The organism is Idiomarina sp. H2 (genome assembly GCF_004364275.1).
GTDB classification, from domain to species: Bacteria; Pseudomonadota; Gammaproteobacteria; order Enterobacterales; family Alteromonadaceae; genus Idiomarina; species Idiomarina loihiensis.
Window position 1 is genome coordinate 178154 of the sequence record NZ_SNZY01000006.1, and the last position, 25898, is coordinate 204051.

Sequence of the window (25898 nt, forward strand, 5' to 3'; positions counted from 1 at the left end):
AGCTGGCAAACCGGTCAACGCGATTCGGCTCGATGAGCTTTTACATCAACATGCTCTCTCTTTAGAGACGCTTGGGAAACCTTCATTTGTGAGCCGAAATACATATCTGATCGAGTCAGTTGATAACGCACTGCTGGCACAGTGGCTAGAGCGCTTCGCGCCGGCGACATCGCGTGTCGATGCCTCCCGGCGCGCAAAGGATTCACACCAACATCGTACCTCTGCAGCCTATTTTACGGCCAAATTACTGAGTGATCCGGATAATCATTTTGCCATTGCCTGTCGCAACAGCGGCGCCTTTACCGGACGAACAGTCATCCCCGCTGATGCTACGCTGGTATTAATAGAGAACAGTGAGTGCTATACCCAGCATGAACGCTTTTTACTAAACGTAGGCTTAGGGGACTTATCGCCCAACACGGTTATTTTGCTCTCCGGTGGTAATGCCATCACACATCCGGCCGCACTGACCTATTTATCTCAATTCCCGCGCATACATTACTGCCCGGATTACGACTTAGCTGGCATCGAAATATACGAAACCGCGAGCCAAACGCTAGCGCATAAGCTGCACTTTGTGATGCCCGATGACTTAGTCAGTTACGCACGTTACTGCAAAAAGCCAAAACACCAAGCCCATTATTTAAAGGCTATTGAAAAGGCCAGGTACCACAACTTTGACGCGATGGTTGAGTTATTAATTGCCGGTCAGGGCGTTTTAGAGCAAGAAGTCCTTATAGGAGAAGACAAGTGAATACGAGCACTACCAAGATCATCATCAAGCGTATCGTTGCTGTTGATTCATCATCCATGGCTTATGCTGAAGCGCTATTAAATGACAATATCTTGCTGATGGGGCTTGGTAATGTCGGTAAATCAAGTCTGGTCAATGCGGTACGCTTTTTCTTGTTACCGGATACCAACGTAAACCAGGCAAAAGATAAGTTTGCCTTTCGCTCTGGTGCAGACAGCGACGACAAAGAGAGTTACTACGACAAGGACGAACTCTATAATTACTACTTCCCGACCGTGCATTCGCGCCTCATTCTTGAGGTGGAGCATCAGCTTCTTGGTGGCGGGACGCAGAGTCACTGCCAAATCATCTCAAGAGGCGGGGATTACAAAATACAGCGTGTCTTTATCCCGGAGCCTTACGAAGCCATTGAGCATCTGTTCTGGCAAAAAGACGACGGCAACGGTACCCGACCGACAAGTCCGGTCGGCTCGGACCTGGTACCTCGACTGCGTGAAGTGAATAAAAATGCTAAGCAGTATTCACAGCGCGACCAGCTGATAGAAGCGCTCTATTCATTTAATGCCATGAACCCGGCAAGCACACCGTTTGCTATCTTTCCACTTAGTAATATCCGTGCGAATTCAGTCGACTCCGTCAGGGCGCTGGTCAAAATGCTGTTTAATCAAGATGCGGGCTCTCTTAGGCTAATGACAGCCACTGCTGTTGAGGCACAGGACGCATTTGATGAAACACTGGAAATCGATATCAACGAAATTATCGGCAAAAAGCATGAGCTGACTCAGCGCAAAGAGCAGTTAGTAAAATTACGTGCGCTTGAGCCTCAATTCACCGAGCTTCAGGAGCAGTTTTCGAGACTTCAGCAAAAAAGCGCCGCAACCTCACAATTTATAAGTCTGTATCAAAATACGACGGTGCATTGTCAATCGCTTGAGGAGCAAGCTGACGCCATTGGTCGTCGCGTTGAAACCTTGAGACAAAAATGCAAGACGCTAAGCCAACAGAAGCAAAATGCCTTAACTGATATGCAGGTTAGTCAGAAACAAGTCAATCGATTAAATAAAGAGATTGAACAGAAAACGGCAATAAAAAACCAATGCGATCAGATCATCGCATCGTATCCCGATGAGGGTATATCGTTCGTCCTAGGCTCACTCGAAGATTACCTAGAGGAAAAACAAAGCGACTATAAGAACCGTACAGAGCAAAATACCCGGGAGCGACGCATTACAGAACTTGAGGAGCTCATTAAAGGCAAAGAGCAAGAGCTAAAAAAAGCAGAGGCTAAAATCCGGGACAAATCAAAAAGCCTGCATGCCCAGCTGCCGGAGCCGCTTTACAACAAGCTGTATTCAGTCAATAGCGATCTTGCAAAAGCGAATCCTGGTCGCGATTTAACCACCGATGAATTGTCGCAAATTAACCAATTTTGCGAGCTTTTAATAGAGCGCGGCGGATCACTTGATTTTTTTGATGAGTCAATTCCGCTGCTCAGTGAGCCCTATCAGCCCATCACAGAAAAAGATATCACGGGTATTGAGAGTGAACTGTTCGATTTAAAAGAAGAGCTCAAGGAATTAAAAGAGCTCAACACCAACGCAGTCAATAGCACGCACAAGGTTGAAGTGCTAACCCGAGAAATTAAAAGCGCCGAATCTGACATTGAAAAAATCGAGGGTTATACCGCGACTTGCCAGAGAATCATTTCAGCAACCGCTGATCATGAACAAGAGCTCAAAGACCGGGATGAGTATGCTGAATTACACCAGGAGCTAGAGACGGCTTACGAGCGAGATAATAGTGAACTGACCCGTTTACGCAGTGAGTTATCAGCAACGCAAGATAAGGCTAGAGCGCTGAGTATGATGCTATCCCAGTATCATAACGCGATCTGTCGCTTCCCGGCTACGAAAACGCGCCTCGATGCGGTATTAGAAGGTGATGAAGAGGCCCCTGCCGGCGACAAAGTCGGTGATGAGGAGAGCTTTCAACGAACATTAAATGCACTGCAAGACGCTGAAAAAGCCAAATACGAAATCAAACAGAAACTTGTCGAGTTGATCAAAGACGGCCTGATAAGTGACGACTATCAACTGCTTGAGCGTGACGATGGCGATGATGCCGTCGTCAATACATTCAATATGCTGGCCCAAAAGTTTGAGCTGCTATCACACAACAGCGATGTATTGGCGCAGGATACTCGTCGTCATAATGCGCATATTAGAAACCGCCTGGAGCGGCTCAGTAAGACCAAAGACAAGATTGAAACCACCGTTTCCCGGATAAACCGGGATATTGAAGGCGCCTCAATGAACGACATTGAAGAAGCCCGGCTTGTTGTTGATTTAGAGCCCCTTTTCAATAGTCTGGTTGATAGTTGGCGTAATTTCGACTCGCTCAATACCGAAAATACGTTACCGTTTGAGTGGTATAGCATGCTGCAAAAATTCGTTGATAGTAAAGCCGTCAGTGACGATGATGGCAAATTGCGGCTTAATCACCTCATTCAAGGCACCCGATATGAAACGCGCAAAGCGGGCGCCTCGTGGGATAGCAAAAAACAATCAACATCGACTCACATGCTGATTAATACGCACTTTTGCGACATCTTCCTTGATAAGCTGGCCAGTCAATCTGCGCATATTGCCTTCCCGCTGATCGTGGATGAAATTGGCAGCATTGATACAACGCAGATCCCTGAGCTCATTGCTACATTGAACAACAAAGGCCATTACCTTATCGGCGTGACCGTGGACGGGAAAAGCGGTGCCGTATTCGAAGCCATTGGAAGCTATCAGGTGTTCACCCGCGACAATCTAACCACACACCCATACAGCAAAGAGCGGCGTAATACCGCTATTCCGAGGTTTCGAGAATATTTGAACGTCGAGCATCCGGATACACCTCCTTCTCAATCATCGCTTGAGGTGTGAGTTATGGCGGACTTGATACAAAAACGCTTCAGTACAATCGAAACCATATTAAAAATGCTCAATCATCGTGAGCTTATGTTTCGTGCTATTGAAACGTCCGATAAGCGTCAGGGCAATGCCGTGATTGAGGCGGAATTCTTTTATCTGGTAGCTGAATATAAAAAAGGTTTGTCAGCAGAGAAGCAAAAAGAGGTAACCACCGTTTTTGACTATAAAAATTTATTGTCTGCCAAGGTGCTTGATGATCGACGCGCCACAGACGGCGTGACAAAGTTATGGTTTAACTCGGTTATCATTGATTTATTCCGTCTGTGCAAAATCAGCCTATATCGCCCGTTGAACAAAACCTCACTACTGTCAGCCATGACGCCGATATGGTCCATACTGTCGGATATTAATGAGAAGCAGCTCTCACTTATCCCGGGAACTGAAGAATACGACGAATGGACCGACACATTGAATGCCCACATCACGGGATTACTCGGGCGAATAAAAGCCAACATTACGAAGCTGGAGCAGATTGGCGAACAATTCCAGGAGGATATCGCAGAAGAAGCTGAGCGCGAGCTACCTGATGCTATGAAGCTTAAATTTGAGCACGCCTCGAAACTCTATCGTCGCGAAGTGCAGCCGCTCAGTTCATTTTTGGATAAAGACACGCGCTACGAAAAAGGTGATGGTATTTTGCTGACCATTGATGCGTTAAAAAATGTCTTTGTCCGCAATGGCGACCTGGAGTACCAGGCGCTTATGACGAACTACTATCTGCAATACCTGGATTTATTCGAGCCAATAAAAGCGGTCGCCGACAATATCAGTATTTATCTGAGAAAGACCAAAGAAGCGATTGCACAGCACAACGCCATTGAGTCCGCCTATGTCATCATCAAGCAAGCTTATAATAAGACATTAAGTGCTGATCGCCGACTCAAAAATATCAAGTTGTCGGATCTGCAGGATTTAGCGCCGGAGCGAACACTGGGCAAAATCAAACGCCCTGCCCCTATACAGATTGATAAGAAACCGGCCTTTTTAAGTAACGTGTTTAATGAGCTGGCACGCCGGACCCTACAAAACGCCCATAGTATCGACGATAAATTGGTGTTTGAGGACGTTATTCAAAAAGACAGCGCTGTTGCCATCCGGCACTCAATTCGTCTGAATCGCTGGGTGACATCACATTCATGGCCGGAGAATGTTGATTTTATCGCGCATGCTTATGAACAGCTCAAAAACACGTTTGAGGGATTCAAAGTACCTGATTTGCTGGAGATAAGCAGCACACTGGTTACCTCCAAACAGTATACGATTAAAGCACTACCGGCATTCAAGCAGATCCGTGAAGAAGATCCTGATACCGGGGTTGTTACTGAAATGGGTTACTGCGTTCGTCATATTACCGCCACCGGACAACATTCAGAGGGTTCTGATGGAAATCAATAATACGTTCTCACAAACATCACCTAATCTTTCACGCGCCATTTATCAAATGTTTGCTGAAGGCGGGATCATTAACAAACACGAATACGTGCAGTCCGTTGCCGACTTTAAAGAATCTTCCATGTATCAAGAGTTGGTAACCAATCATAGTCACTATGAAGCACTGTATTGGCAATTGGGGTATGTCCTCGCGCATGATGGTGAAGGCGAGTTTTTCCACATTAAATCAAAAATTAAAGACGAAGAAGACGACGAATTTAATGAGGCCGCCTTAAAAATTATGGCGGTATTAACATTGTTTGCGCGTATAGCAACACAACGTGGGCAGCCTCTACACTTGCTCGGCGAACCGGCTCAGGGGTTAACGGTAGCTGACATTGATATGCTTGATAGTGACGAGGATCTGCAACAAGTATTACGCGCGTTAAAGTTCAAGGATAAGTCTAACGTTATCAACACGCTAAAACGGTGTGGGTTTATCTTTCAGGTGAGTTCGACAAAGTACGTTTTAAGTAAAGGCGCGGTGTCAATGATAGACGCTATTATAGAGCATCAACGGAACGTGAGCGGCGATACTCAGCCTATATGAGAGTGACACGTTTTCGGGAGGTGGCAGACAAAACTTTTCGCCAGAGCGATAAATCAGCCTGCCAATAACTCTTCAAGTCGATGAAGTTGCCGTTGATATGTCTCTGGATTGTCTTCTTTGAATTTCGCCAAGTTGAACAGCTTCCACTTAACGGATGGAAAGCGCTGATAGTCGTATACAGACCAGTCAGGCTGTAGTCTATTAAAGCCTAACAAAAACTGCTTATCCGACTCGTTCAAGTTTCTCCTTATCGTATCTATGAGCATGTCTCTGGTGGCTTCATAGTCGGCATAACTGAACCCAAGATCACTCATCCCTTCAAACTGGTTTTCAAAGGCGGCTTGTTGGTCAAGTAAGTTCGGCTCGAGCATTTCATGAGTAGGTCGGTTGCTGCTGATAAGGGCGAATAAAAAGCCACGTTTAATCTCGTCCGTAAAGCCAATACCTTCCAACAAGAGCTTCGTATCGAAAAGGTCTCTTGGGTGCTGCCGGTCAAGGGCCGCACAGAGTTTACCGCCATAAAGCTGACCAAGGGGGACTATCGGCATGGCACAGAATACGTCGTATTGCTCTTGCGCAGATGAACACAGTGCCGTTTTGGTTGCAGACCCCAGTAAGCCACGGCCAACCATATTCACTTCAATCTTAATTTGCACACCTTGCTGACTAATCTGAAGCTTACAAACGTTTGGTTTATGCTGAACACGGATGGACGCACTTAGTTTTTCAATGCGCTCTTTTGTGCGCAAAAGTGCGGCATTGATGGCATCCAGCGTTTCAGCGCGCTCAGCTATTTCGACGTAGGTTAAGTCGATGTCTACGGACAATCTTGGCATGTCCTGCAGAAACAAATTGATAGCCGTACCGCCATGCATCGCAAAACATTCCTCTTTAGCAACCTCCGGCAATACATCAAGAAGTAGCTTCACCTGCCTTCTATAAGCTTCATTCATGCCATTGACTCCAGCGCTTTCGGTACGGTGATTTGATACTTCGCGACATAAACACCATCAGCTACTATTGAGCGCTTACCAGAGCCCAGGTCCACGCTATCTAAATTGAGGTAACGTACCCAGTCGTGATTCGCTTTTTCAGCCATATAAAGAAATAGGCGTTTAACCTTGATTGATTTGCAAGCCTCAAGCAGTTTTTGCACGGACGCTGGTCGCAGGTTGTTCAGCCCCTCCATTAACTCATAAACCTCCGTTAATGATTGTGACTTTGGTGCCAGGTATAAGCATTCCATGATGGCGCGTGCCGGATCGGATACCTTCACTTTAAACTGTTTATGCGATAGTTCGATCAAACCAAGCTCCGGCGGTAGGAAATTGGTGAGCGCGCACTTTAGCGAAAGACCCCAATCCCGTTTTTTAAACCAAAGCGGTAAATGCTCACCCTGGTCGCCAAACAGTTGCGCATGCTTTGGAGAGAGCTCTAAGTAGTGTGATTTCCCCTGCAATGCTAATGCAGTCTTACCCCCCGGATGGACGGATAGACCCAATTGGGCTTGCAGTGCATAGACAGCCCCCAGATAATCGACCTGGTCGCCGAAGCGGATTAATGCACCCGTACCGACAGATTCAAACCACTGACTGTTTTTATAACGCTTTTGCAGGTCGTTGCTGTAACCATTATCAGCAAGCCAGGCAGAGCAAAGCACAACCCCCGCGGGTTGAGCTCTGAGCAGCCTGTTTAATTTAGATAGTGAATCGGTACTCATAGTGCCAGTCTACTATAATTTATAAACCAAATTAACCGTTAGTTTATATTATTTTATATTTCGGTGCTATTAGTACCTAAATAAGTTGAAGTTTAAACTGCGGAGCTGGTTGGAGATTGATACTCAACCAAAGAAACAAGCATACCGATCTTCTTTAACGAGCTCTAGGAAATCACTAAGTCGCTTCACTTTAGGCTTTGGCTCATAAGCATGCCATTTCAAATCAGCGCGTTGCCAATAAACTTTCCAGCAATTTTGCGTTTTTACGTAGGTTGTTTTTGCCATCGGCAGTTCCATGGTTTCGGAAGGATTTTGCCATTGCGGTCTGATTTCGAAAATTTCAATACTCTGATTTTCAATTCGGTAACCAAGGTCAAGCTCTGGTCGTATGTGCATCGGCGGTCTTCGTACCGCCATGAACGCTTCAAGTTCTTTCTCACATTTCTTAATTTCGAATTCACTGAGGGCCATAGCAGATTACCTAATACGCGAAAAAGAGGCAGGATTTTAACCCAAGATGTGGCCTGTTGTGAATCAAACTGGGTTTGATTCAGTTCCGTCCTTTTCAATGAGGCAATACGAACCGGCCAAGGTAATTGTCTCTCAATACAGGTAGATTGGATTAATTGAAAGGTTGTATGCCTACCTTTAGGTCTACAAATTATTACTTAAAAAGTAACTTTATGTAGACCTATTGCTTGCCGTAATCTAATCAATGGTCTACACTGAATTACCTAATTGGTTATTTAGTGTAGACCTATGACTAAGTCTGATAAGCTATTAAACGCATTGGCTAAAGCGGTTAGTGCCGGCGGTGGCGTTCACAGTGCAAATGAGCTTGCTTTTATGTTGGGCGTGCCTTGTGACCCGGCTTTTAGAAAGTTCCTCGCTGATAGCGTAAAGAAGGGCTTGCTAAGACGCGTCGTAAAAGGCTTTTATGAAAGTAAGATCACACCGCCAGAGCCAGAAACAGCCATTTATAAGATCATTAAAAAGTTGCGTAGTGGCGTATTGAATTACATCAGCCTAGAAAGTCAGCTTAGTTACACCGGCGATATTTCGCAAGTTGTGATGGGTAGAGTCACCGTTGTTACTAAAGGTCGAAGTGGTTGTTTTGACACGCCTTATGGTGTGATCGAATTTACCCACACTAAGAAGCCAGTCGAGCAAATCGCCCCTCAATTGTACTATGACCCCGAAATTAAAATGTACCGCGCATACAAAGAACAAGCGCTCGCAGATCTTAAGCACTGCCGCCGTAATCTGCATATGCTGGAGAGCTAAGTATGTGGGAGTGTGTAGGAGATAGAGTATGCTGAAGCAACAAATCCGCCAAATCGTACAGTCAAATCCTGACTATGCGGCAATCACGCCCGCGATAGAAAAAGAGATCTTGCATCATGACATTATGGATGTGCTGATCAAGCAAGGTGTTATGCAGCGATTAACCTTTATTGGCGGCACCTCATTACGCATGTGTCACAACAGCAGTAGGTTGTCAGAAGATCTTGATTTCAATGGCGGTCATGACTTCAAACCATCTGAGTTTGAGGGGTTGGGATCCGAGATACAGACTTATATTCAAAATAAGTATGAAACTGAAGTTTGGGTAAACAAGCCCTCTGGCGAGCAGCAAGGGGATACCGTTTCGTGGAAGATTAGTATCGTTAAAGAGCCTAATCGTCCTGATTTACCAAGACAAAAAATGCATATTGACGTCTGTTCAATACCTTCATTCGATATCGAAAAGCGTCCGCTAATCAATCATTACGATATTGTTGTGCCGACTGAAGGGATCCTGGTTCCTGTACAGTCATTAAAAGAAACACTGGCCGATAAGCTAATTGCGTTAGCGTATCGGTCAAGACGTATTAAACCTCGTGATATCTGGGATATTGTTTGGATTAAACAACGTGGGATTGATTTATCCAAGGTATTGGTTGAGAAAAAACTCTCCGCGAGACATAAGCAACCAGATGACTTTCGACAGGCGCTGTCTACTGCGTTAGACAAGCTAATATCGGAAGAGGGGGTACACGATGACTTTAGTATGGAAATAAGCCGTTTTATCCCTAAACAGATTAAAGAGAGAACGTTAGATAATCCAGACTACTGGCCATACGTTCAGGGTGAGGTAAATGCCATCGCATCTGAGTTACTCAATGGTGGGACATCAAAAAATCCATTTGATATGGGTTAGTTCCGAATATTCGAGTTTTAGCAAGCAGATCGGTTGTCAATGGCCATTAATGTTGAGTACGCCACCATAATTGTCACTCAATAGTTCACTATAGAAAACTTAATTAGTATACTTTGCAATAAAAGTTCACTAAAGCGTTATTTCCACTGTAAAAGTATGCTATATTAAACAATATTATCACTCAGGCATTAAAAAGTTCACTAAAAAGAACTGTCATTGGTGAAACACATGAAAAGTCACATCACAGAGTTAAAGCAGCAAGTTCATGCGCTTCTGCGTGAGATCGAGCGACTAGAAGCAAAAGAGCTTGAAGAAAAAGAGCTCTTTCCACTCGCAGAGCTAAAGGAGCGTGTGACTCAATACGTGAAAGAAAACGATATTACCATCGACACCTTTTGCGACCTAGCGATGATCAGCAAAACAACACTCTACGCTGCATTTACTTCGCCAGCCTCAGCGAAGTGCTCAACGATTGAGTCCATTATCGCTGTGTTTGGTAACTATACACTGTATGTTGGCCGCACCGATGCACGTTAATCGTATCGCAACCGTATTCGTCAATGGTGTGAAGGCGGGCATACTCACCGAATATCGTGCCTCGCACGATTTATCTGCTCGAGAGTCTTATACATTTGAGTATGCAGCAAACTACCTAGTAGACGGCTCTCCAATTGGGCATTTTTTTCCGCTTACAAAGACCCAGTATGAGTTTGATGCTTTACCGCCCTTCTTTACCAATTTGCTCTCAGAAGGATGGTTAAGAACCCACCAAGCGCAGAAGGCGCGACTTGATAAAAACGATGAGTTTGGTTTGTTGTGCGCCAACGGCGAAGAGCTGATTGGCGCTATTTCTGTAGTAGCCGGTGAAGTTGACGATTTACCAGGCCAGCGCTCTGTTCAAATACCAATTCCTAAGCCCAGTATTTTGAAAGACAAAGGCGTCAGCATTGTTGGTACGTCACGCTCATTCAATGACTATGCAGTCGATCATGCAAACGGTCACTCCATATCGGGCGTGCAGCGCAAACTGATGATGAAGTTGGAAGGTAATCAACTCGTGCCAACGACTCGCGGCGGACAATACATTGTAAAGCCTGCACCGGAAGGTGTACCGCATTGCCCCGGGAATGAGTTTTTCGTTATGAGCTTAGCCAATAAGGTTGGACTCAAAACCGCTGAATGTGGCCTTGTCCCCTTTGAAGACGGAGAGTTGGCTTATGTGACGAAGCGTTTCGATATTCTCAGCAAGCATGAGCGATACTTTGTCGAGGACGGCGCATCATTGTGTTCGGTCCACCCAAAACATAAGGACAGCGACGCATTAAGTTATGAAACCGTTTTAAAAAGACTAAGCGAGGCCGCAGGAAACAGTAAAGCGGTGACGCTCAATCTCTTCTTACAAGTCGTTTTTTCATACCTTGTTGCGAACAACGATTTACACTTGAAGAATTTTTCCTTAATGCGCAAGCCATTTGGGAAAGACTCGACGATGGATATGTTAAGCCCCATTTACGACGTCCTTAGCTTAGCGCCCTATCCCTTATTTGACCACGCCTGCTTCACGTCGATTGGCGTTCTCGCAACAGAAGAGGGAGACGACGGCTATTTCAGTGACGCTTACGAGCAGTTTGGTTTTTATACCCAAAGTGACTTCGTGCAGCTTGGGGTGAACGTAGGCTTGCCGAAAGCTTTGGTGGAAAAACAACTAAAGCAACTCATCGGCAAGCTATTCCAGGTGCTCGACAGTGGTTTTCGAACGCCACTACCCGACGATATGTACGGGATCATAACAGATCGTATTCGTGAGCGCGGTCGTGCATTAGAGCTGACTTTGCGTTAGGCACCAGATGAATTAACCAGCTACGCAAGAAAGAGAAATGCCGATTCACAGCCTAAAATCTTCATGCAGTTTCGACCAATGATGTCTTAGCACTTGCTTGTGCTCTCGATGCATCGGCAATTCGGTTAATAATTTAGGCCAAACAGACCGAGCTTTATCTAATGTATCCGTTATGTGTACTTTGACGGCCTGCCACGGAAAACCAACACGATTAGACCAAATTTCGAACGATGCCATGCTCACGTCATACCAATTTTTGTTTTTGGCCATATTTAACGCGAATTCACTCTCGCCTTTGACGTAAGGTATTGTTGAAACTATGTCATACGCGGGAGATAACATGGGCCGTTGAGGGTTGGAATATATCACCGACCAGTTCTTAAGATGTGCATCACCGTTGGCAAGTAATATATTCACAAGTATACGCCTAGCCAGTTGCTGGACGTCTTTTAAGCCTTGATGGCTGTAGGAGTAGAGCGCATCCGCAATCTGTTCATAGTTGTATTTTTCATATTTCTCATGAGAGTATACTTGAAATATTTGAGCGAAATCTTCAGTGTGCACTCGTTTCCCATTGTCTCTATCAAATCGCTTGATTGCGTATGCGTACTCTTCGTTCGGCAATTGAATATTTGGTAAATTATCCAGCTTAGATAATTTAACCAATTTTATCTCTGGAATATCAACGCCTACAGCCTCCGCCAGACGCATAGCGGAGAACTCATTAAAAGGCACAAACGGATGCACAGTGGATGGTATTTTAATGATCCAGCTGTCATCATTGGCATCAGTGCCGATATTGAATCTGCCGTCTTTGTTACGAACTGAAGAGAATTTCATTTGTACGCCGGCAAGGGAAAACTTGTTTTGTTGGGTGGCGACGTCAATTTGTATAGCTTCAACTTGTTCACGATGATCAAGCGCCCAAACTGGTAGCTGACCTGCAACTATCGGTGATGCAATAAGACCTCCGGGCAAACTCCGGCCCATATGCGCCATTAAAGGGAACTCATTGTCTTGGTGGACTTTAAGCGCTTGTGCCATCCATTGTCTTAATGCCCCTTCGGGTAGAAGATTGGATAATACCGGCGGCAAACGCTGCGAACTGATAAGTGGTTTACGAAGAGCCCGTTCATTAACCAATTGCGACATCGTAAATGTGTTGCGTTTCTCTGCAGGCAACGCCACATAATCAGGCGAAAAGGCTAAAATGTTCTTACCGCCCGAATAATGAGATATGACACCAATTTCCTGGTTATCAATACTGAGACTGAGGCCTTCGACGAGCTCTAAGCTTTTCGTCTTCATCTTTCCTAGTCCTCAAGTTGCTTGTGTCTGCTAGCCCAAATACTCTCTGTCTCTGAGTTCGCTGAAGTTGTACTTTTGCCATCAATCTCTGAAGGATCTACAACCGCGAGTTCCAAATCTAAGCCAGCAAGAATGCGCAATAGCGTTGAGACTTTTAAATCCTGCCCAGACTCCACCCGTTGATACTGTTGCTGCGACATTCCTATAAGCATGCGCATGTCTTTTTGTGACAACTTTCTTTTCTTGCGCTCTCTGACTAATCGTTCGCTCAGTTCATTTAATGTCTTCATAATACAATCCAAAAATTGTTTTATTATCTAATACAACTTATACGCTGTATAGAAAAAAACAATCATTTTGTTGTTATTTAGATTTAACACAACTCTGGTGATGTATTTAGCAGCAATTACGGTGGCCGGTCCGGCCAAGATAATTGTCGCTGAGATGATTCCGGTTTAATCCGATCACCGCTTTCGGTCTACCCGAACAATTCTTGGCGGGTCAATTTTGTCACTGTGACTACTCACCGCACTGCCGCGAACCATGTATTAATACGACCGGCGTATCGTCAATGGCTTCGATTAGATTTTGCTTTGTATTTCGTGGAAATAAGTTATCGGCCATCTAATGAATCCTTCGCTAAAATTTCCTCCAATTGCAATCCAACCTGCGTCCATTTGAAAGCAAATGCCCGTCTAATTGAAAGTGTCAATGTGCAGATTGTTTTTCAATTGTGTGATTTGGTGGCTCCGAAGGACCGATTTGTAGATAAGCGGAACGATGCTCTCTTTGGATTTCCCAGACTTTACTAGACACTTTTAACTCTTTAAAACCCCGGTAGCCTTATACGCTCGCTTTGCGGCGTTAGTCGTCCTCGTTGTCCGGTTCGTCTCCGTATAAGGCCTCGAGCTTTTTTGACAGCACCAACAGGGCGCTCGTTTCAGCTAACGCTTTAGTCTTTGCGACGAACCTCGGCCTTAAGCTTTTTAATTTCTTTGGTCGTTTTTTTGCGCTCCTGCTTGACCTGCCGCTCACTGTCAGCAGTGCGACCAAAGCCCTGCAGGCAATCCGTACGCCACTGTTTGACCTGCTCGGTAAATAAGCCTTTTTCACGACAATACGCCGACAGCTCAGCTTCAGAGTAAGCGTCGCATAAACCACACAACCGGCCAAGATAATTGTCGCTGAGATGATTTCGGTGCCACCCGAACACGCATTTCGGTTTAATCCGATCACCGATTTCGGTATATCCGAACAGTCTGCGGCGGATCAGTTTTATTGACCGTTTTTGTCGGCGTTGATGTGCCAGGGCAGCAGTGGGTCGAGGTCATCACCGTCGTTGAGCAGTGGTAGTTGCTCGAACAACATCATGAGATAGTCGACCGGCATCAGGCCGTTGGCTTTGGCGGTTTCGACCATACTGTATAGGATAGAGCTGGCCTGCGCGCCACCGCGTGAGTTTGAGAACAGCCAGGCTTTGCGACCGATAACGAACGGTTTTATTGCGCGCTCGGCACGGTTGTTATCGATATTAATGTGGCCGTCATGCAGATAAACCTGCAGTTTATCCCATTGTTTGAGCGTGTAATGGATGGCTTTGCCAAGCAATGACTGCGGGTTGACCTGCAGCGCCGACTTGTCGAGCCAGGTTTTTAGCTTGTCCATCACAGGTTGTGCTAAGGCGGTACGTTTTTCCTGTTTTTGCACCGGGCTGTCGTCTTTGATTTTCTGCTCAACCCCGTACAGTTTCTGGATAAAGCTCAGCGCCTGGTCGGCTTTACCGCTTTTGCCTTTGCCTTGTACGGTTTTGGCCTCAATGAACTTACGACGGGCATGCGCCCAGCAACCGGCCAGCTGGGCACGGGTTTGCTCATAGCCCTGATAGCCGTCCACTTGCAGTGGACCGCAATAGTCAGCTAAAAACGCAGCGGGGTGGGCGCCACCGCGCCCGTCCTGATAATCGTACAACACGATATTCGGTGATTTATCCGGCTTCGGCTTATCGGTGCCACAGCCGTAAACCCACATGTAGCATTTGGATTTATCGACATCGAGCACGTTTAAGGTCGTCTCGTCAGCCCATAAAGCCGGCTGTTTTAGCAGGATGTCGTGCATGCGCTGATAAAGCGGCCGCAGCTTGTCGCTGACGGTCAACATCCAGCGACTCATGGTCTGGCGACTTAGCTCGATACCGTATTGTTTAAACATTGCTTCCTGACGATACAGCGGCAACCCGAACTGGAACTTAGCGCTGATGATTTGTGCCAGCAAGCTCGGCGTTGCGATGCTCTTCGGCAGTATGCTCGGTTTAACCGGTGCGATTTTAACAGCGGTTTGGGTGCCGTGCTTTTCGCACGCGCGGCAGCTGTATTTCGGACGGACATGGCGCACCACCCGGCTGGTTGCCGGGATAAATTCCAGCTCTTCGCTGATTTCTTCGCCCATACGGTGCAAGTCATGACCACAGCAGTCACAGACTTTGTCTTCGTCCGGGATATCGTGCAACACCTCTTCGCGCGGCAATGATTCATCAATGCGCGGGCGGCGGGGCTTCTTGCGGGTGTAGGTAACAGTTTGGTCTGCGGCTACTTCGTCCGCTGTCGGCTCAAGGGCCTCTTCAAGCTCGTTAAACAACTCGCCCTGACCGGGCAGTCCTTCGCTGCTGGCACCGAAGCGTTTTTGCAACAACAGTTGCCACTGCTCTCTCAGGTAATCGAGTTGCTGTTGCAAACGCGACTTCTCAGCCTGCTCTGTTTGCAGCTGAGATTGCATGTCGGGAACCATCTTTTTCAGGCTCTCAACATCATCCGGGAGTGTGTTTGCATCGCTCGTTTTCATGGGGGCTATTATACCCCAAAAGCACCGTCGAAGCCTCTGTTTTAGCGGGTTTACTTAGACCAATTCGTGATCGTAAAACGGTTTTTATGCAGGATCCTTATAAGCCGTTTTCGATCAGGTTGTGGCACTAAAATGCAATGGCTGATGGCCTTTCATCAGGGTGATATCGAGGCCTTCGAGCAACCACTGCCATTGCTGTGCGCTTAAATTAAGGACATCGCCTTTTACCTTGCGCGGCCATTTAAACTTATTCTTTTCCAGGCGTTTATACCAAAGGCAAAAACCGGTTTTGTCCCAGTAAAGCGCCCGGACTTTATCGCGCTGGCGGTTGCAGAACACAAACACGGCACCGCTGAACGGCGAGTGGTCCATCTCGGCTTCGACAATGGCGCTAAGGCCATTGATGCTCTTGCGAAAATCGACCGGCTGCTTATACAAATAAATCGCCGGCGGCTCGACGAACATCTTCATACGCTGAGGGCTTTGACCAGCTCGGCCACCCAGCGGGGCGATACCGACATCGGTAATACTAACTGCGCATCGCCGACGCGAACCTGCATGGCCGCCGCGGATGCCGGCGACGACTCAGTCGCCACCCTTGCAAAACCGGTACTCTCGGTTTCTTGCTGCAACTGACGGCGGCGCTGACTAAAGTAGTCCGGATTAATACCCCGAGCTTCACAAAACGCCTTGCGGCTTAGACCGCTTTTCTCAAACTCATTAATTAGCGCCTGCCACTGCGCTTTAGAGCGGTATGCTCGACTCATAAATCACCTCGTTGATTAGAACGTGGCGATAAATTAGGCTATCTGCAACGTGGTGGCTAGGCGTGGTTTATGTGACGTGTATGGACTCCTCCTCTTTTGCAAGCATTTTGTTCAATCGCGAGTAGGTACGACTGCCTACGTGTATTCGGTCTCTAAAAAGATGCCGCATCGGTAGGCACCGGACCTTAATGGGCTATTCGCGCACTGATTTCCAAACGCTTACACGAGCTCAAGGCTCTTCGTCACATAAGGAGTTTCTCAGTGCCGGTTCGACCTGTTCGCCATCAAGCAAAAGCTTTGCAATCGTGGTGTTGAGTTTATCCTGTTAAAATTTGTTTGTTACTTTAGCATCAGATTATCTACTTGCAGCTGCAAGTGTTTCATCATAAGCCGTTTCATTGGCGACTAACGCCCAGGCAATTCGGGCCGTTTTGTTAGCCAACGCAACGGTCGCTACGTTAATGTGCTTACGGTTGACCAGACATTTTAACCAATGACTCAGCCCATCACTTTTTCTATCAACATGGCGTAGTACCGCTCGTGCACCATGGACAAGCAACTTGCGGAGGTAGCCATCACCGCGCTTGCTAATTCCGAGTAATCGTTCCCGGCCGCCGGTGCTGTGCTGTCTGGGTGTTAATCCTAAAGACGCTGCAAAATCACGTCCTTTTCGAAAAGCTTTGCCGTCACCCAGCGCCCCGGAAAGTGCACTTGCGGTTAATGGTCCAACGCCACGCAACGTCATCAAGCGACGCGCAACGGGATCCTTTTGGACATTCTCAGTGATGTTCTCATCAAGACTTTTGATGCGGTCATCGAGGTAACGAAGATCCTCCGCCAAACTATTAAGAAGCGTGCGGAAAGTATCACTCAGCCCGTTTTCAGCATCCTCAAGCCATTTTGGTAAAGCCCTTCTCAGTTGATGGATGCCAACTGGCGAAATAACACCATATTCGCCTACCAAACCGCGGATCTGGTTAGCTTTGGCGGTACGTTGCCCCACCAATTCTTCGCGGATGCGATGAGCAGCCTGGATATCTTGCTGCTCTGCTGTTTTGAGGGCTACAAAGCGCATGTTGGGTCTGCTCATTGCCTCACAAATCGCTTCAGCATCAACTTTGTCGTTCTTATTGCTCTTTACGTAAGGTTTGACAAACTGAGCAGGAATTAGACGAGCATGATAGCCAAGTTTCTGGAGCTTTCGTCCCCAATGATGGGCTGATGCACAGGCTTCCATACCAACTGGGCAGCCTGCCGGGACCTTGCGACTCAGCGCGTTTAACCATTTTGTGCGAGTATACTTGGCCTGCCATACGGTTTTACCATGGCGATCTACACCGTGGACGTGAAAAACTGATTTGGCAATATCGACTCCAACACGGATAATATTCATTTGGGCTTCTCCTCATCTCAGTGATGTTTGACTCACTCACCATTTTGGCACATCGATGCCGGTGAGGTGAGGAGGAGTCCATCCCATTGTTTACGCTTCAGATAAGCCGGCGGTTTCGATAACGATGGCCAACTTGTCTTCAGCGGACCATTGGTCAGCCTGTTTTTGATGTCCGGGCCGACGCCGAAATCAATGTGCGGATGATACCGAAATGCTTGTCCGGCTTAGGCCGAAATCACTGCCCGGATGACCCCGAAATGCGCACTTTACTACCCCTTGTAATAATCACTAGTGAGTTCATCAGTCTATATTTGAAATTGCTTGAGAGAAAATTGCTTCAAGCAGAGACAGATCACAATTAACGCCCGCAACATTTGCATCTATCCAGTGGTCCTGCGATATATTAGGCCAAGACAGGTCGTAGCCCAATACGAATAGCATTTCCTCAAAAAAGAGCCGCTGGACTCGACCATTTCCTTCTCTAAAAGGATGAAGCAAATTAATCTCACAGAATAAGTCAGCAACACCAATTATTAACTCTTTTTCTGTTTGCAAGTGTTCGAGTGAAGGAACTTTTTCAAGTAGTTTGTTCGACTCTGGTTCAATACGTGGCCATGTGCAGAATCGCGTCGTACCTTTTGAAATATCAACATCTCTCAATTCGCCCGCCCATTCGTAAACGTCTTGAAATAGGTGATGGTGTAGCTGCTTAAGGTGAGGTAACGTGAAATCGGAGAGTGTTAGGTGTGGCGCAATATAATCCTTGGCGCGAGCGGCACTGAATGAGGCTTCAGCTTCTTCTAGCTCGCTTGGCTCTCGAATATCAAGAAGGTTCTTGAGAACATCTGAGTTGGGGTAACAATATCTGTCTTGAGCTACCCCGTACTTATCTCGCATACTTTTGCTTTAATTCAGCAACAGTCAGATGCCTATTCGCTTCTTTAAGTTTCAACCCTTCGTAGCTTAGGCTTGTCTCGAAGTTTTTCATATTCGGCGTGAACCGAGCCTTACGAGTTTTGCTCGTCTTTAAAATAGCATTTGTCATGGATTGTACCCTCCTAACACTATAAATCTTACCATACCAGACAAAAAATAGCCATGTGGACTCGCGTGAACGATCGCTTATTGCCTACGAGCTCCATGGGCATTGAGATGTATAATCTGGTTATAACGCTTTATAATGATGACACTCTTTCACGAGGTGGCTCGGACGGAGATCAACGTCCGACTCTACGCACATTTACTCTTGAAAACCCTTGTTTTCACGAGTTAAAACCAAACCAGCCTAAAAAGCCACAAGATAGATTCGCCCCCCTGCTTCTCGATGAGCGTGAGCTGTTATTTTTGAGCTTGCGTTACAAAAGACATTATGATTAATTGCGTATCCAAAGTTCAATAAAAAGGATATTTTCATGCAAGGGACTGGAAGCCAACGAGAAAAGGCAATCGAACTTTCCTCCCCTAGCGCTATTTACGACGCTATTAGTCAACAACTGACAAAAGTGATCGATTCAACTTCAGCTGATTCCAGCGCTCCTGAGCTTAAAGAAGTAAGCCAAAAGACACGCTCACAGCTTCAAGAACTTCAGCAATCACTTCAAAACCAGCTCTCTGAGTTACAAAGTAATGCCGAATGGGATACATTTACCATCGCTTTTTATGGAGAAACCGGCGCAGGAAAATCAACTCTCATCGAAACGTTGAGGATTTTATTAGATGAGCCGACAAAAAAAGCGACTCAAAAGGTGTTTAAAGCCTCTTATAGTGGCTATGTGGATGCGCAATCCGCCCTCACTCATTTACAGCAAAGTATTGAAGAGAGCACCCTCAAAATGAATGAGCTAGAGGAGCAGCTCAAGGCAATTGACGATAACCATGAAAAGAGCCGACGTGAGTTAGAAGCAGAGTATCAGGAAATTGAGGCGTCTCTCCAGCCAGAGCTTGAAAAGCTCGGCACATCACTCGAGTCTAAAGAGCAGGTAGTTCGCGAACTGTCACAAAAAGAGCAACAGTTCACATCAGCCATTCACAATAAGAGGCAACAAGCGTCACTTTGGCAAAAGCTTATACTTTTATTCAAAAAGCTACCTGAAGAAGTGGAGCTGATGTCGCTTCAAAATAAACTGACCGAGACAACTCAACAAGTCGACGCTACCCGTCAACAGTTTAACGCGCAGCAATCAAAGAATGAGCACATTCAACAGGAGCGCGCTAAGAAACTTGACGGTTTACAACGTAAAACAAGAGACGCTAAAAGTGAGTTACTTAGCCAAAAAGCGGCTATAGAAGCTCAACAACGGGCTTTTTTCGATGAAGAGCAGCAACTCGAAGCGTCTCTTGAAGAAAAACACGCCGAATTGGTCAATTCCGCTGACGGGGAGATCATCGGAAATGGACAACCTGACTTTACAAAGCAAACGCAACGCTATGACTTCACCGTCAATGGACAACCTTTCGCGTTATTGGATGTGCCTGGTATCGAGGGTAAAGAAGGACAAGTGGTTCATGAAATAGAAAAAGCGGTGCAAACCGCGCATGCCGTATTTTACGTCACCAATAAGCCAGCTCCTCCTCAAACAGGGGACAATGAACGAAAAGGCACACTTGAAAAGATCAAACTGCACTTAGGAGCGCAAACGGAAGTCTGGACAGTCTTTAACAAGAAAGTCACGAACCCGAAATACACACTCAAGAACCGACCACTTTTGTCAGATGATGAGAAAGCCAGTCTCCTTACACTTGAAGACACCATGCGTGAGCACCTGGGCTCTCATTTCCAAAGCGCAATATCACTATCTGCATTACCTGCGTTTCTTGCATCGACAGATTGCCTGGAGCCCAACTCTGAAAATGAGAAGCGCCGAGAAAAGTGTCTACAAGCGTTTTCTGAAAGTGAGCTTATTGACGCATCAAAAATTCATGCCTTTATCGATAAATTAAAGCTTGAGCTTCTGCCTAACAGCCAAGCGAAAATTCAGCAGTCCAATTTCTACAAAGCTAAATTAGCGGTAGATAACACGACTGATGCACTGGATGTATTATCAGATACGTTCAGCACGCTTACCGATGAACTTAACAGCACTCAAAACAGCTCCCAACATCAATTAAAAACAAGCTTCTCTGCGTTGCAAAAACGTCTTCATTCACGCGGTGAATCAATGCTACAGCGGTTTTCACGACGTGCTCGCCAGTCGACCTATGAAGCCATCGAGAAAGACATTAGTAATGACGCTTTTAAGCAGGCATTAAAAACAGCAATAAAAACGGAACAAGATGTTTTAAATCAAAAGCTCCCCGACGCAATGGAGCATGAAATAAAGCGCTTCCAAGAGGATGTCGCTGATATTCTTAAGCGATTTGAAGAGCAGACACAGGAGCTGAGCAATATTTCAGAGCAGCTTAGCTCGTCAAAACTGGACGAGAAACTGAACCTAAAAATTAAAATAGATAACGGTATCAATGTGACCGGTTTAGTTGCTTCAGTTATTGGTGGTCTTGTATCAGCCCCTTTCACCGGAGGGGCTGGCCTTTACTTCGTTATTGCTTCTGCCGCCGGAGTCGTCGTATCGGTCGCTAAAGCCGTAGCCAGCTTTTTCAGTACGAGCTACAAGATGTCCCAGCAACGGAAATCGACTGACGAAAACTTACACAAAGTTATGGAGCAACTGAAGCAGAGTTTGGCGGACAACTTAGATAACGCCATTTCGGAAATGAAGAGCATAGTGAAAGATCTCGACAATGCCCTGGAAAACCCAACGAAACAGGCAAAGAGACGTCATCAGATGATTCAGCAAGCCAGTGGCAGACTCAAAACATTGTCTAATCAAGTGAACGCATTAGGAGTGATATAATGGAAGGTACTCTCAACAGTTTTAAAGAGCAGCAATCAAAAACGCTGGGCTTGCTCGAAAGGCTTGAGACTTTTTTGAAACAAGGCAGTGATGTTGGTATTGATATTGACCCAGCACTTATCGATAAAGTAAGCCAGGCTTCAAAAAAGTTAGGGGACGAAAAACTTAAGGTTGCTTTAGTCGGCGGCTTTTCAGAAGGAAAAACGTCAATAGCAGCTGCCTGGATGGAAAAACTCGATAAATCCAGTATGAAAATCAGTCATCAAGAGTCATCGAATGAAGTCAAAGTCTATGACGTCGGTGAAGAGTTTGTACTGGTGGATACCCCTGGATTGTTTGGGTTCAAAGAGCAAGAGAACTCCGATACTCAACAAATTGAAAAATACAAAGACATCACGAAAAAGCACGTGAGTGATGCTCACTTAGTCTTGTATGTAATGAACTCCACGAACCCGATAAAAGATAGCCATAAAGACGACTTGCATTGGTTATTTCAATCACTCGACATTTTACCGCGAACGGTGTTTGTATTGAGTCAGTTTGACGAGGTTGCCGATATTGAAGACGAGGAAGACTATCAAAACAATCTTCATATCAAGCAGGAAAACGTTACCACTCGATTACAAGATCTGTTGTCGTTAACAGAAGCCGAGGCGAGTCAACTATCAATCGTAGCGGTTGCTGCAAACCCATTTGATCTCGGGGTCGAGCATTGGCTGCAGAACAGTAGCGAGTTTAAGAAGCTCTCTCACATCGAATTACTTCAACAAGCAACCAATGACAAAATTAAAAGCAGTGGCGGTTATGAGTCATTGGCTCTTGAGATGCAAACCAGCGTTGTCCGGGATGTTTTGCATAAACAACTGCCTGAGGCAATTGAAGCAGACCAAACCATTTCAGAAGAAGTTGAGAAGTTACAGCAATTACACAGTCGTCTACGCGACCAGTTAGCACATACGAACGATGAAATTGAGCAAACACGGATCAGTCTACGAGAATTTATCAGCGGCTACTTTTCTGATCTTATTTTGCAAGCTCAAGGGTGTAGCTTAGAAACAGTCAATGAATTTGTTCAGCGTGAACTGGGTGACGAAGGAATTATCGTTGAAACGAACTTACGCAATGAGTTCAGCCGTCAAATGGGGCCTATTAATCTTCAATTAGAAAAGATGCAGAGCAGCTTTGATAACGAGCTCAGTCATTTCGATAAGACTTTACGCTCGATGGGAAAATCCGGTATCAACCAAGCCGCTAAAAGCAATATCATTAATAATAAAACCATTTTAGCAGCGCGTGATGGTGTGGTCAGCGTTGCAAAAACGCTCGGGGTCGACATCGCTAAATATCTAAAGTTTAAACCCTATGGTGCGGATAAGTTGGCGAAAGGCGCTAACGGTGCTTTAGCATTGCTAGGTTTAGCAATAGAAGCATATGACTCATACGACAAATACCAGTGTGAAGAAAAGTTTAATAATTCTATCAAAGAGTTAGTTGAAGGGTTTGAGAAGCAACGGAGAGAGCTACTTGAGCTTATCAATTCAGATGACTTTAAAGAGCAGTTTTTTGGAAACTACCAAGCACTGAAAACTCAAATTGAAGAGCTTAGTGTTCAATTAGAAAAAACACGTGAGCAACAACAGCGATTCCGTGATTGGCGGGAAGAAGCCGAATCGATTGCGAGCCAACTTAATACGAAAAGCACCAACGAGCACTTAGACGCCTAGTGTAAAAGGCTGCGTTCGCAAGCTTGACTTTATAGGGGCGACATCAGTCGCCCCACTGCTGCTCCACTTTTTCTTCAATAATCAGCGGGCTGTGTCCATCAAAGAAGCGGTAAGCGCCGCCGTTAAAAAAACTGTGTTGGGAAAACTACTCCACCGTGACCGACTTGGCGAGATTACGGGGCTGATCGACATCGGTCCCTTTTACCAGCGCAACATAGTACGATAACAACTGCAGCGGGACGGTATACACAATAGGGGCAATAACATCGTCACAATGACCAACATTTAATACATTCATCGCCTCATCGGTCTTAAACTGTGCGTTTTTATCTGAGAAGACATACATCACACCACCACGGGCTCGGACCTCTTCCACATTCGACTTAAGCTTTTCAAGAAGCTCATTATCTGGCGCAACCACAATCACTGGCATCTCATCGTCGATAAGCGCCAAAGGGCCATGCTTTAGTTCACCAGACGCGTAAGCTTCCGCGTGAATGTATGAAATTTCCTTCAGTTTTAGCGCACCTTCCATTGCAATTGGGTACTGATTACCACGGCCTAAGAAAATACTGTGCTCTTTATGGGCGAACTCATACGCCAACTGCTCAATATCTTTCACAAGTGATACCGCTTCCTCAAGTTTAGCAGGCAGTGTTTGCAACGAGTGAACCAGGCTCTTTTGTTGCTCACTCGACATACCTCGGTATTTACCAATGACAACAGTCAGCATAAGTAGTCCGGTTAACTGTGTCGTAAACGCTTTCGTTGATGCCACGCCAATTTCAGTACCGGCTCGTGTCATAAATGCCAAGTCCGATTCGCGAACCAGGGAAGATGTTTCAACATTACAAATGGTTAAGCTGCCTTTATAGTCAAGCTCTTTCGATAACCGCAAAGCCGCCAGTGTGTCTGCTGTTTCACCGCTTTGAGAGATAGTGACAAGCAGTGTGTTAGGCCTTACATGAGATTGTCGATACCGAAATTCTGACGCAATCTCGACGCTACAAGACACATTAGCTAACGATTCAAGCCAATAACTTGCGACCATACCCGCATGGTAGCTCGTGCCGCAGGCAATAATTTTAACGTGCTCAATCTCTTTTAATAACGCATCAGCGCCTTTACCAAAGGCATCATCGAGCACCGTCGAGTCAGAGACTCGTCCCTCCAGCGTGTTTCGAACGGCAATAGGCTGCTCGTAAATTTCTTTCAGCATAAAGTGGCGGTAGTCGCCTTTGCCACCAGCGTCGTACTGACTGTCTGATTCAACAACGTTGCGCTCTACTGGTTGATTGTTTTGGTCAAAAATACTGATATCGGTTCGATTTATGTCAGCAACATCACCTTCTTCTAAATAGATAAATTTACGCGTAACTGGAAGCAACGCTAGCTGGTCAGATGCTACAAAGTTCTCTCCAATACCGACACCTATCACCAGCGGACTCCCTGAACGAGCGACCACTAGACGCTCTGGATTTCGCGTATCCATAACAACCGCACCGTAAGCCCCTTCCAGTTGGCGTACAGTTGCTTTTACTGCATGGAGTAAGTCATTGTGTGTTTTACGTTCATGGTGAATTAAATGAGCGATGACTTCGGTATCGGTCTGGCTATTGAATACGTAACCCAGAGCTTGTAATTGCTCGCGCAGCGCTTCATGATTTTCAATAATACCGTTGTGAACAACGGCTATTTCATTATCTGACAGGTGAGGATGGGCATTCGCCTCAGTGACACCACCATGTGTGGCCCAACGAGTATGAGCAATGCCTGCAATGCCATCTAGCGGGGTATCTTCAATGGCATTCGCCAGCTCCTGAACCTTGCCGGTACGCCGGGTGCTTTGCAGTTTTTGGTTTTTATCAATAATTGCAAGGCCCGCTGAATCATAACCACGATATTCCAGCCGTTTTAAGCCTTCCAGTAAAATGTCACTTACACGACGTTCTGAAGTCGCTCCTACAATACCACACATAATTTAACTTCTTTTTTATTTGTTATAAGTTCAAAAGTGAGCTGTCAAAATGTATTAATCATTCCCAAATAAATCTCGCGTATACACTTTGTCAGCAACATCCTGAAGCTCTGGTGCCATACGATTCGAGACAATTACGTCCGCTTCCGCTTTGAATCCCTCAAAGTCATTTACGACACGCGAGTTATAAAAGTGTTCTTCCTCAAGCACTGGCTCATAAACAATAACTTCAATGCCTTTGGCTTTAATGCGCTTCATTACACCCTGTATAGCCGATGCGCGGAAGTTATCAGAACCCTGCTTCATAACCAAACGATAAATGCCCACCACTTTTGGCTTACGAGCAATAATACTGTCCGCAATAAAGTCTTTTCGGGTACGGTTTGCATCGACCACGGCGCGCATTATGTTTTGAGGCACGTCTTCGTAGTTAGCTAATAGCTGTTTCGTGTCTTTTGGTAAACAATAGCCCACTATGTCAGCCTAGTTGTCCAGTTGGCAATTTCGCCATTAATTAATAAACAGTGGGCGGCATAGGTTCATGTATGCCACGTTATTCCGAA

Annotated in this window: 22 protein-coding genes and 1 pseudogene; 10 read left to right on the top strand and 13 right to left on the bottom strand. The window is 45.9% G+C overall.

What is annotated here, in order from left to right:
* The first annotated feature begins 88 nt into the window (after positions 1 to 88).
* From DET62_RS09770 to DET62_RS09785, 4 genes are read left to right on the top strand one after another with little or no spacing between them, the layout of a single operon-like run.
* On the top strand, positions 89 to 754 hold the full coding sequence (locus tag DET62_RS09770; protein ID WP_166635832.1) for a Wadjet anti-phage system protein JetD domain-containing protein: 666 nt from the start codon (positions 89 to 91) through the stop codon (positions 752 to 754).
* Positions 751 to 3687: a hypothetical protein gene (locus tag DET62_RS09775; protein WP_110013765.1), complete on the top strand. Its 2937-nt coding sequence runs from the start codon at positions 751 to 753 to the stop codon at positions 3685 to 3687. Before DET62_RS09770 ends, DET62_RS09775 begins: the two co-directional genes overlap by 4 nt.
* Before the next feature lie 3 nt (positions 3688 to 3690).
* Positions 3691 to 5130 carry a hypothetical protein gene (locus DET62_RS09780; RefSeq protein WP_110013766.1) on the top strand — a complete coding sequence of 480 codons (1440 nt, stop codon included), beginning with the start codon at positions 3691 to 3693 and terminating at the stop codon, positions 5128 to 5130.
* Entirely contained in the window at positions 5117 to 5716 is a 600-nt protein-coding gene (locus DET62_RS09785) for a hypothetical protein (protein ID WP_110013767.1), read from the top strand. The genes DET62_RS09780 and DET62_RS09785 overlap by 14 nt, the downstream gene beginning before the upstream one ends.
* 53 nt (positions 5717 to 5769) lie before the next feature.
* Here the strand turns inward: DET62_RS09785 and DET62_RS09790 are convergent, their stop codons facing one another.
* The 3 genes from DET62_RS09790 to DET62_RS09800 form a co-directional block, all read right to left on the bottom strand.
* A complete protein-coding gene (locus DET62_RS09790; RefSeq protein WP_110013768.1) occupies positions 5770 to 6669 on the bottom strand; it encodes a nucleotidyl transferase AbiEii/AbiGii toxin family protein in 900 nt (299 codons plus the stop codon).
* Positions 6666 to 7436 carry a type IV toxin-antitoxin system AbiEi family antitoxin gene (locus tag DET62_RS09795; RefSeq protein WP_110013769.1) on the bottom strand — a complete coding sequence of 257 codons (771 nt, stop codon included), beginning with the start codon at positions 7434 to 7436 and terminating at the stop codon, positions 6666 to 6668. Before DET62_RS09795 ends, DET62_RS09790 begins: the two co-directional genes overlap by 4 nt.
* Positions 7437 to 7559: 123 nt before the next feature.
* Complete coding sequence (locus DET62_RS09800; RefSeq protein ID WP_110013770.1) at positions 7560 to 7907, bottom strand: DUF3024 domain-containing protein; 348 nt, start codon at positions 7905 to 7907, stop codon at positions 7560 to 7562.
* Between the two features lie 288 nt (positions 7908 to 8195).
* Here DET62_RS09800 and DET62_RS09805 point away from each other — a divergent pair, with 288 nt between their 5' ends.
* The 4 genes from DET62_RS09805 to DET62_RS09820 all read left to right on the top strand — a co-directional run bounded on the left by DET62_RS09805 (position 8196) and on the right by DET62_RS09820 (position 11476).
* Positions 8196 to 8720, top strand: coding sequence for a hypothetical protein (locus DET62_RS09805; RefSeq protein ID WP_110013771.1), 525 nt, complete (start codon positions 8196 to 8198; stop codon positions 8718 to 8720).
* A gap of 28 nt (positions 8721 to 8748) precedes the next feature.
* Positions 8749 to 9636, top strand: a complete 888-nt coding sequence (locus DET62_RS09810) for a nucleotidyl transferase AbiEii/AbiGii toxin family protein (RefSeq protein ID WP_110013772.1) — start codon at positions 8749 to 8751, stop codon at positions 9634 to 9636.
* Between the two features lie 228 nt (positions 9637 to 9864).
* Positions 9865 to 10173 (top strand): hypothetical protein, encoded by a 309-nt coding sequence (locus tag DET62_RS09815; RefSeq protein WP_110013773.1) that lies wholly within the window; start codon positions 9865 to 9867, stop codon positions 10171 to 10173.
* On the top strand, positions 10163 to 11476 hold the full coding sequence (locus DET62_RS09820) for a type II toxin-antitoxin system HipA family toxin (protein ID WP_110013774.1): 1314 nt from the start codon (positions 10163 to 10165) through the stop codon (positions 11474 to 11476). Before DET62_RS09815 ends, DET62_RS09820 begins: the two co-directional genes overlap by 11 nt.
* Before the next feature lie 45 nt (positions 11477 to 11521).
* On the opposite strand, the gene DET62_RS09825 is transcribed toward DET62_RS09820, so the two are convergent.
* The 8 genes from DET62_RS09825 to DET62_RS09860 form a co-directional block, all read right to left on the bottom strand.
* The gene (locus DET62_RS09825; protein WP_110013775.1) at positions 11522 to 12784 is read right to left on the bottom strand and encodes a type II toxin-antitoxin system HipA family toxin; all 1263 of its coding nucleotides are present in this window, start codon (positions 12782 to 12784) and stop codon (positions 11522 to 11524) included.
* Between the two features lie 5 nt (positions 12785 to 12789).
* Positions 12790 to 13074: a helix-turn-helix transcriptional regulator gene (locus DET62_RS09830; RefSeq protein WP_110013776.1), complete on the bottom strand. Its 285-nt coding sequence runs from the start codon at positions 13072 to 13074 to the stop codon at positions 12790 to 12792.
* A gap of 662 nt (positions 13075 to 13736) precedes the next feature.
* Entirely contained in the window at positions 13737 to 13997 is a 261-nt protein-coding gene (locus tag DET62_RS09835) for a hypothetical protein (protein ID WP_110013777.1), read from the bottom strand.
* 62 nt (positions 13998 to 14059) lie between these two features.
* Positions 14060 to 15622 carry an IS66 family transposase gene (locus tag DET62_RS09840; RefSeq protein ID WP_110013778.1) on the bottom strand — a complete coding sequence of 521 codons (1563 nt, stop codon included), beginning with the start codon at positions 15620 to 15622 and terminating at the stop codon, positions 14060 to 14062.
* A gap of 114 nt (positions 15623 to 15736) precedes the next feature.
* A complete protein-coding gene (gene tnpB, locus DET62_RS09845; RefSeq protein WP_110013779.1) occupies positions 15737 to 16093 on the bottom strand; it encodes an IS66 family insertion sequence element accessory protein TnpB in 357 nt (118 codons plus the stop codon).
* Positions 16090 to 16389 (bottom strand): hypothetical protein, encoded by a 300-nt coding sequence (locus DET62_RS09850; protein WP_034818400.1) that lies wholly within the window; start codon positions 16387 to 16389, stop codon positions 16090 to 16092. The genes tnpB and DET62_RS09850 overlap by 4 nt, the downstream gene beginning before the upstream one ends.
* Positions 16390 to 16744: 355 nt before the next feature.
* A complete protein-coding gene (locus tag DET62_RS09855; RefSeq protein ID WP_110013780.1) occupies positions 16745 to 17782 on the bottom strand; it encodes an IS110 family transposase in 1038 nt (345 codons plus the stop codon).
* A gap of 300 nt (positions 17783 to 18082) precedes the next feature.
* Positions 18083 to 18679: a putative adenosine monophosphate-protein transferase Fic gene (locus DET62_RS09860; RefSeq protein WP_034818406.1), complete on the bottom strand. Its 597-nt coding sequence runs from the start codon at positions 18677 to 18679 to the stop codon at positions 18083 to 18085.
* A gap of 515 nt (positions 18680 to 19194) precedes the next feature.
* Here DET62_RS09860 and DET62_RS09865 point away from each other — a divergent pair.
* Both DET62_RS09865 and DET62_RS09870 read left to right on the top strand, forming a co-directional pair.
* Positions 19195 to 21633 (top strand): GTPase, encoded by a 2439-nt coding sequence (locus DET62_RS09865; RefSeq protein WP_110013781.1) that lies wholly within the window; start codon positions 19195 to 19197, stop codon positions 21631 to 21633.
* Entirely contained in the window at positions 21633 to 23357 is a 1725-nt protein-coding gene (locus DET62_RS09870; protein ID WP_110013782.1) for a LeoA/HP0731 family dynamin-like GTPase, read from the top strand. The genes DET62_RS09865 and DET62_RS09870 overlap by 1 nt, the downstream gene beginning before the upstream one ends.
* A 145-nt stretch (positions 23358 to 23502) precedes the next feature.
* Here DET62_RS09870 and glmS read toward each other — a convergent pair whose 3' ends face one another.
* A complete protein-coding gene (gene glmS / locus DET62_RS09875) occupies positions 23503 to 25335 on the bottom strand; it encodes a glutamine--fructose-6-phosphate transaminase (isomerizing) (protein ID WP_110013783.1) in 1833 nt (610 codons plus the stop codon).
* Positions 25336 to 25389: 54 nt separating this feature from the next.
* A pseudogene (locus DET62_RS09880) lies at positions 25390 to 25806 on the bottom strand (UDP binding domain-containing protein); the annotation flags it as partial.
* Positions 25807 to 25898 lie beyond the last annotated feature (92 nt).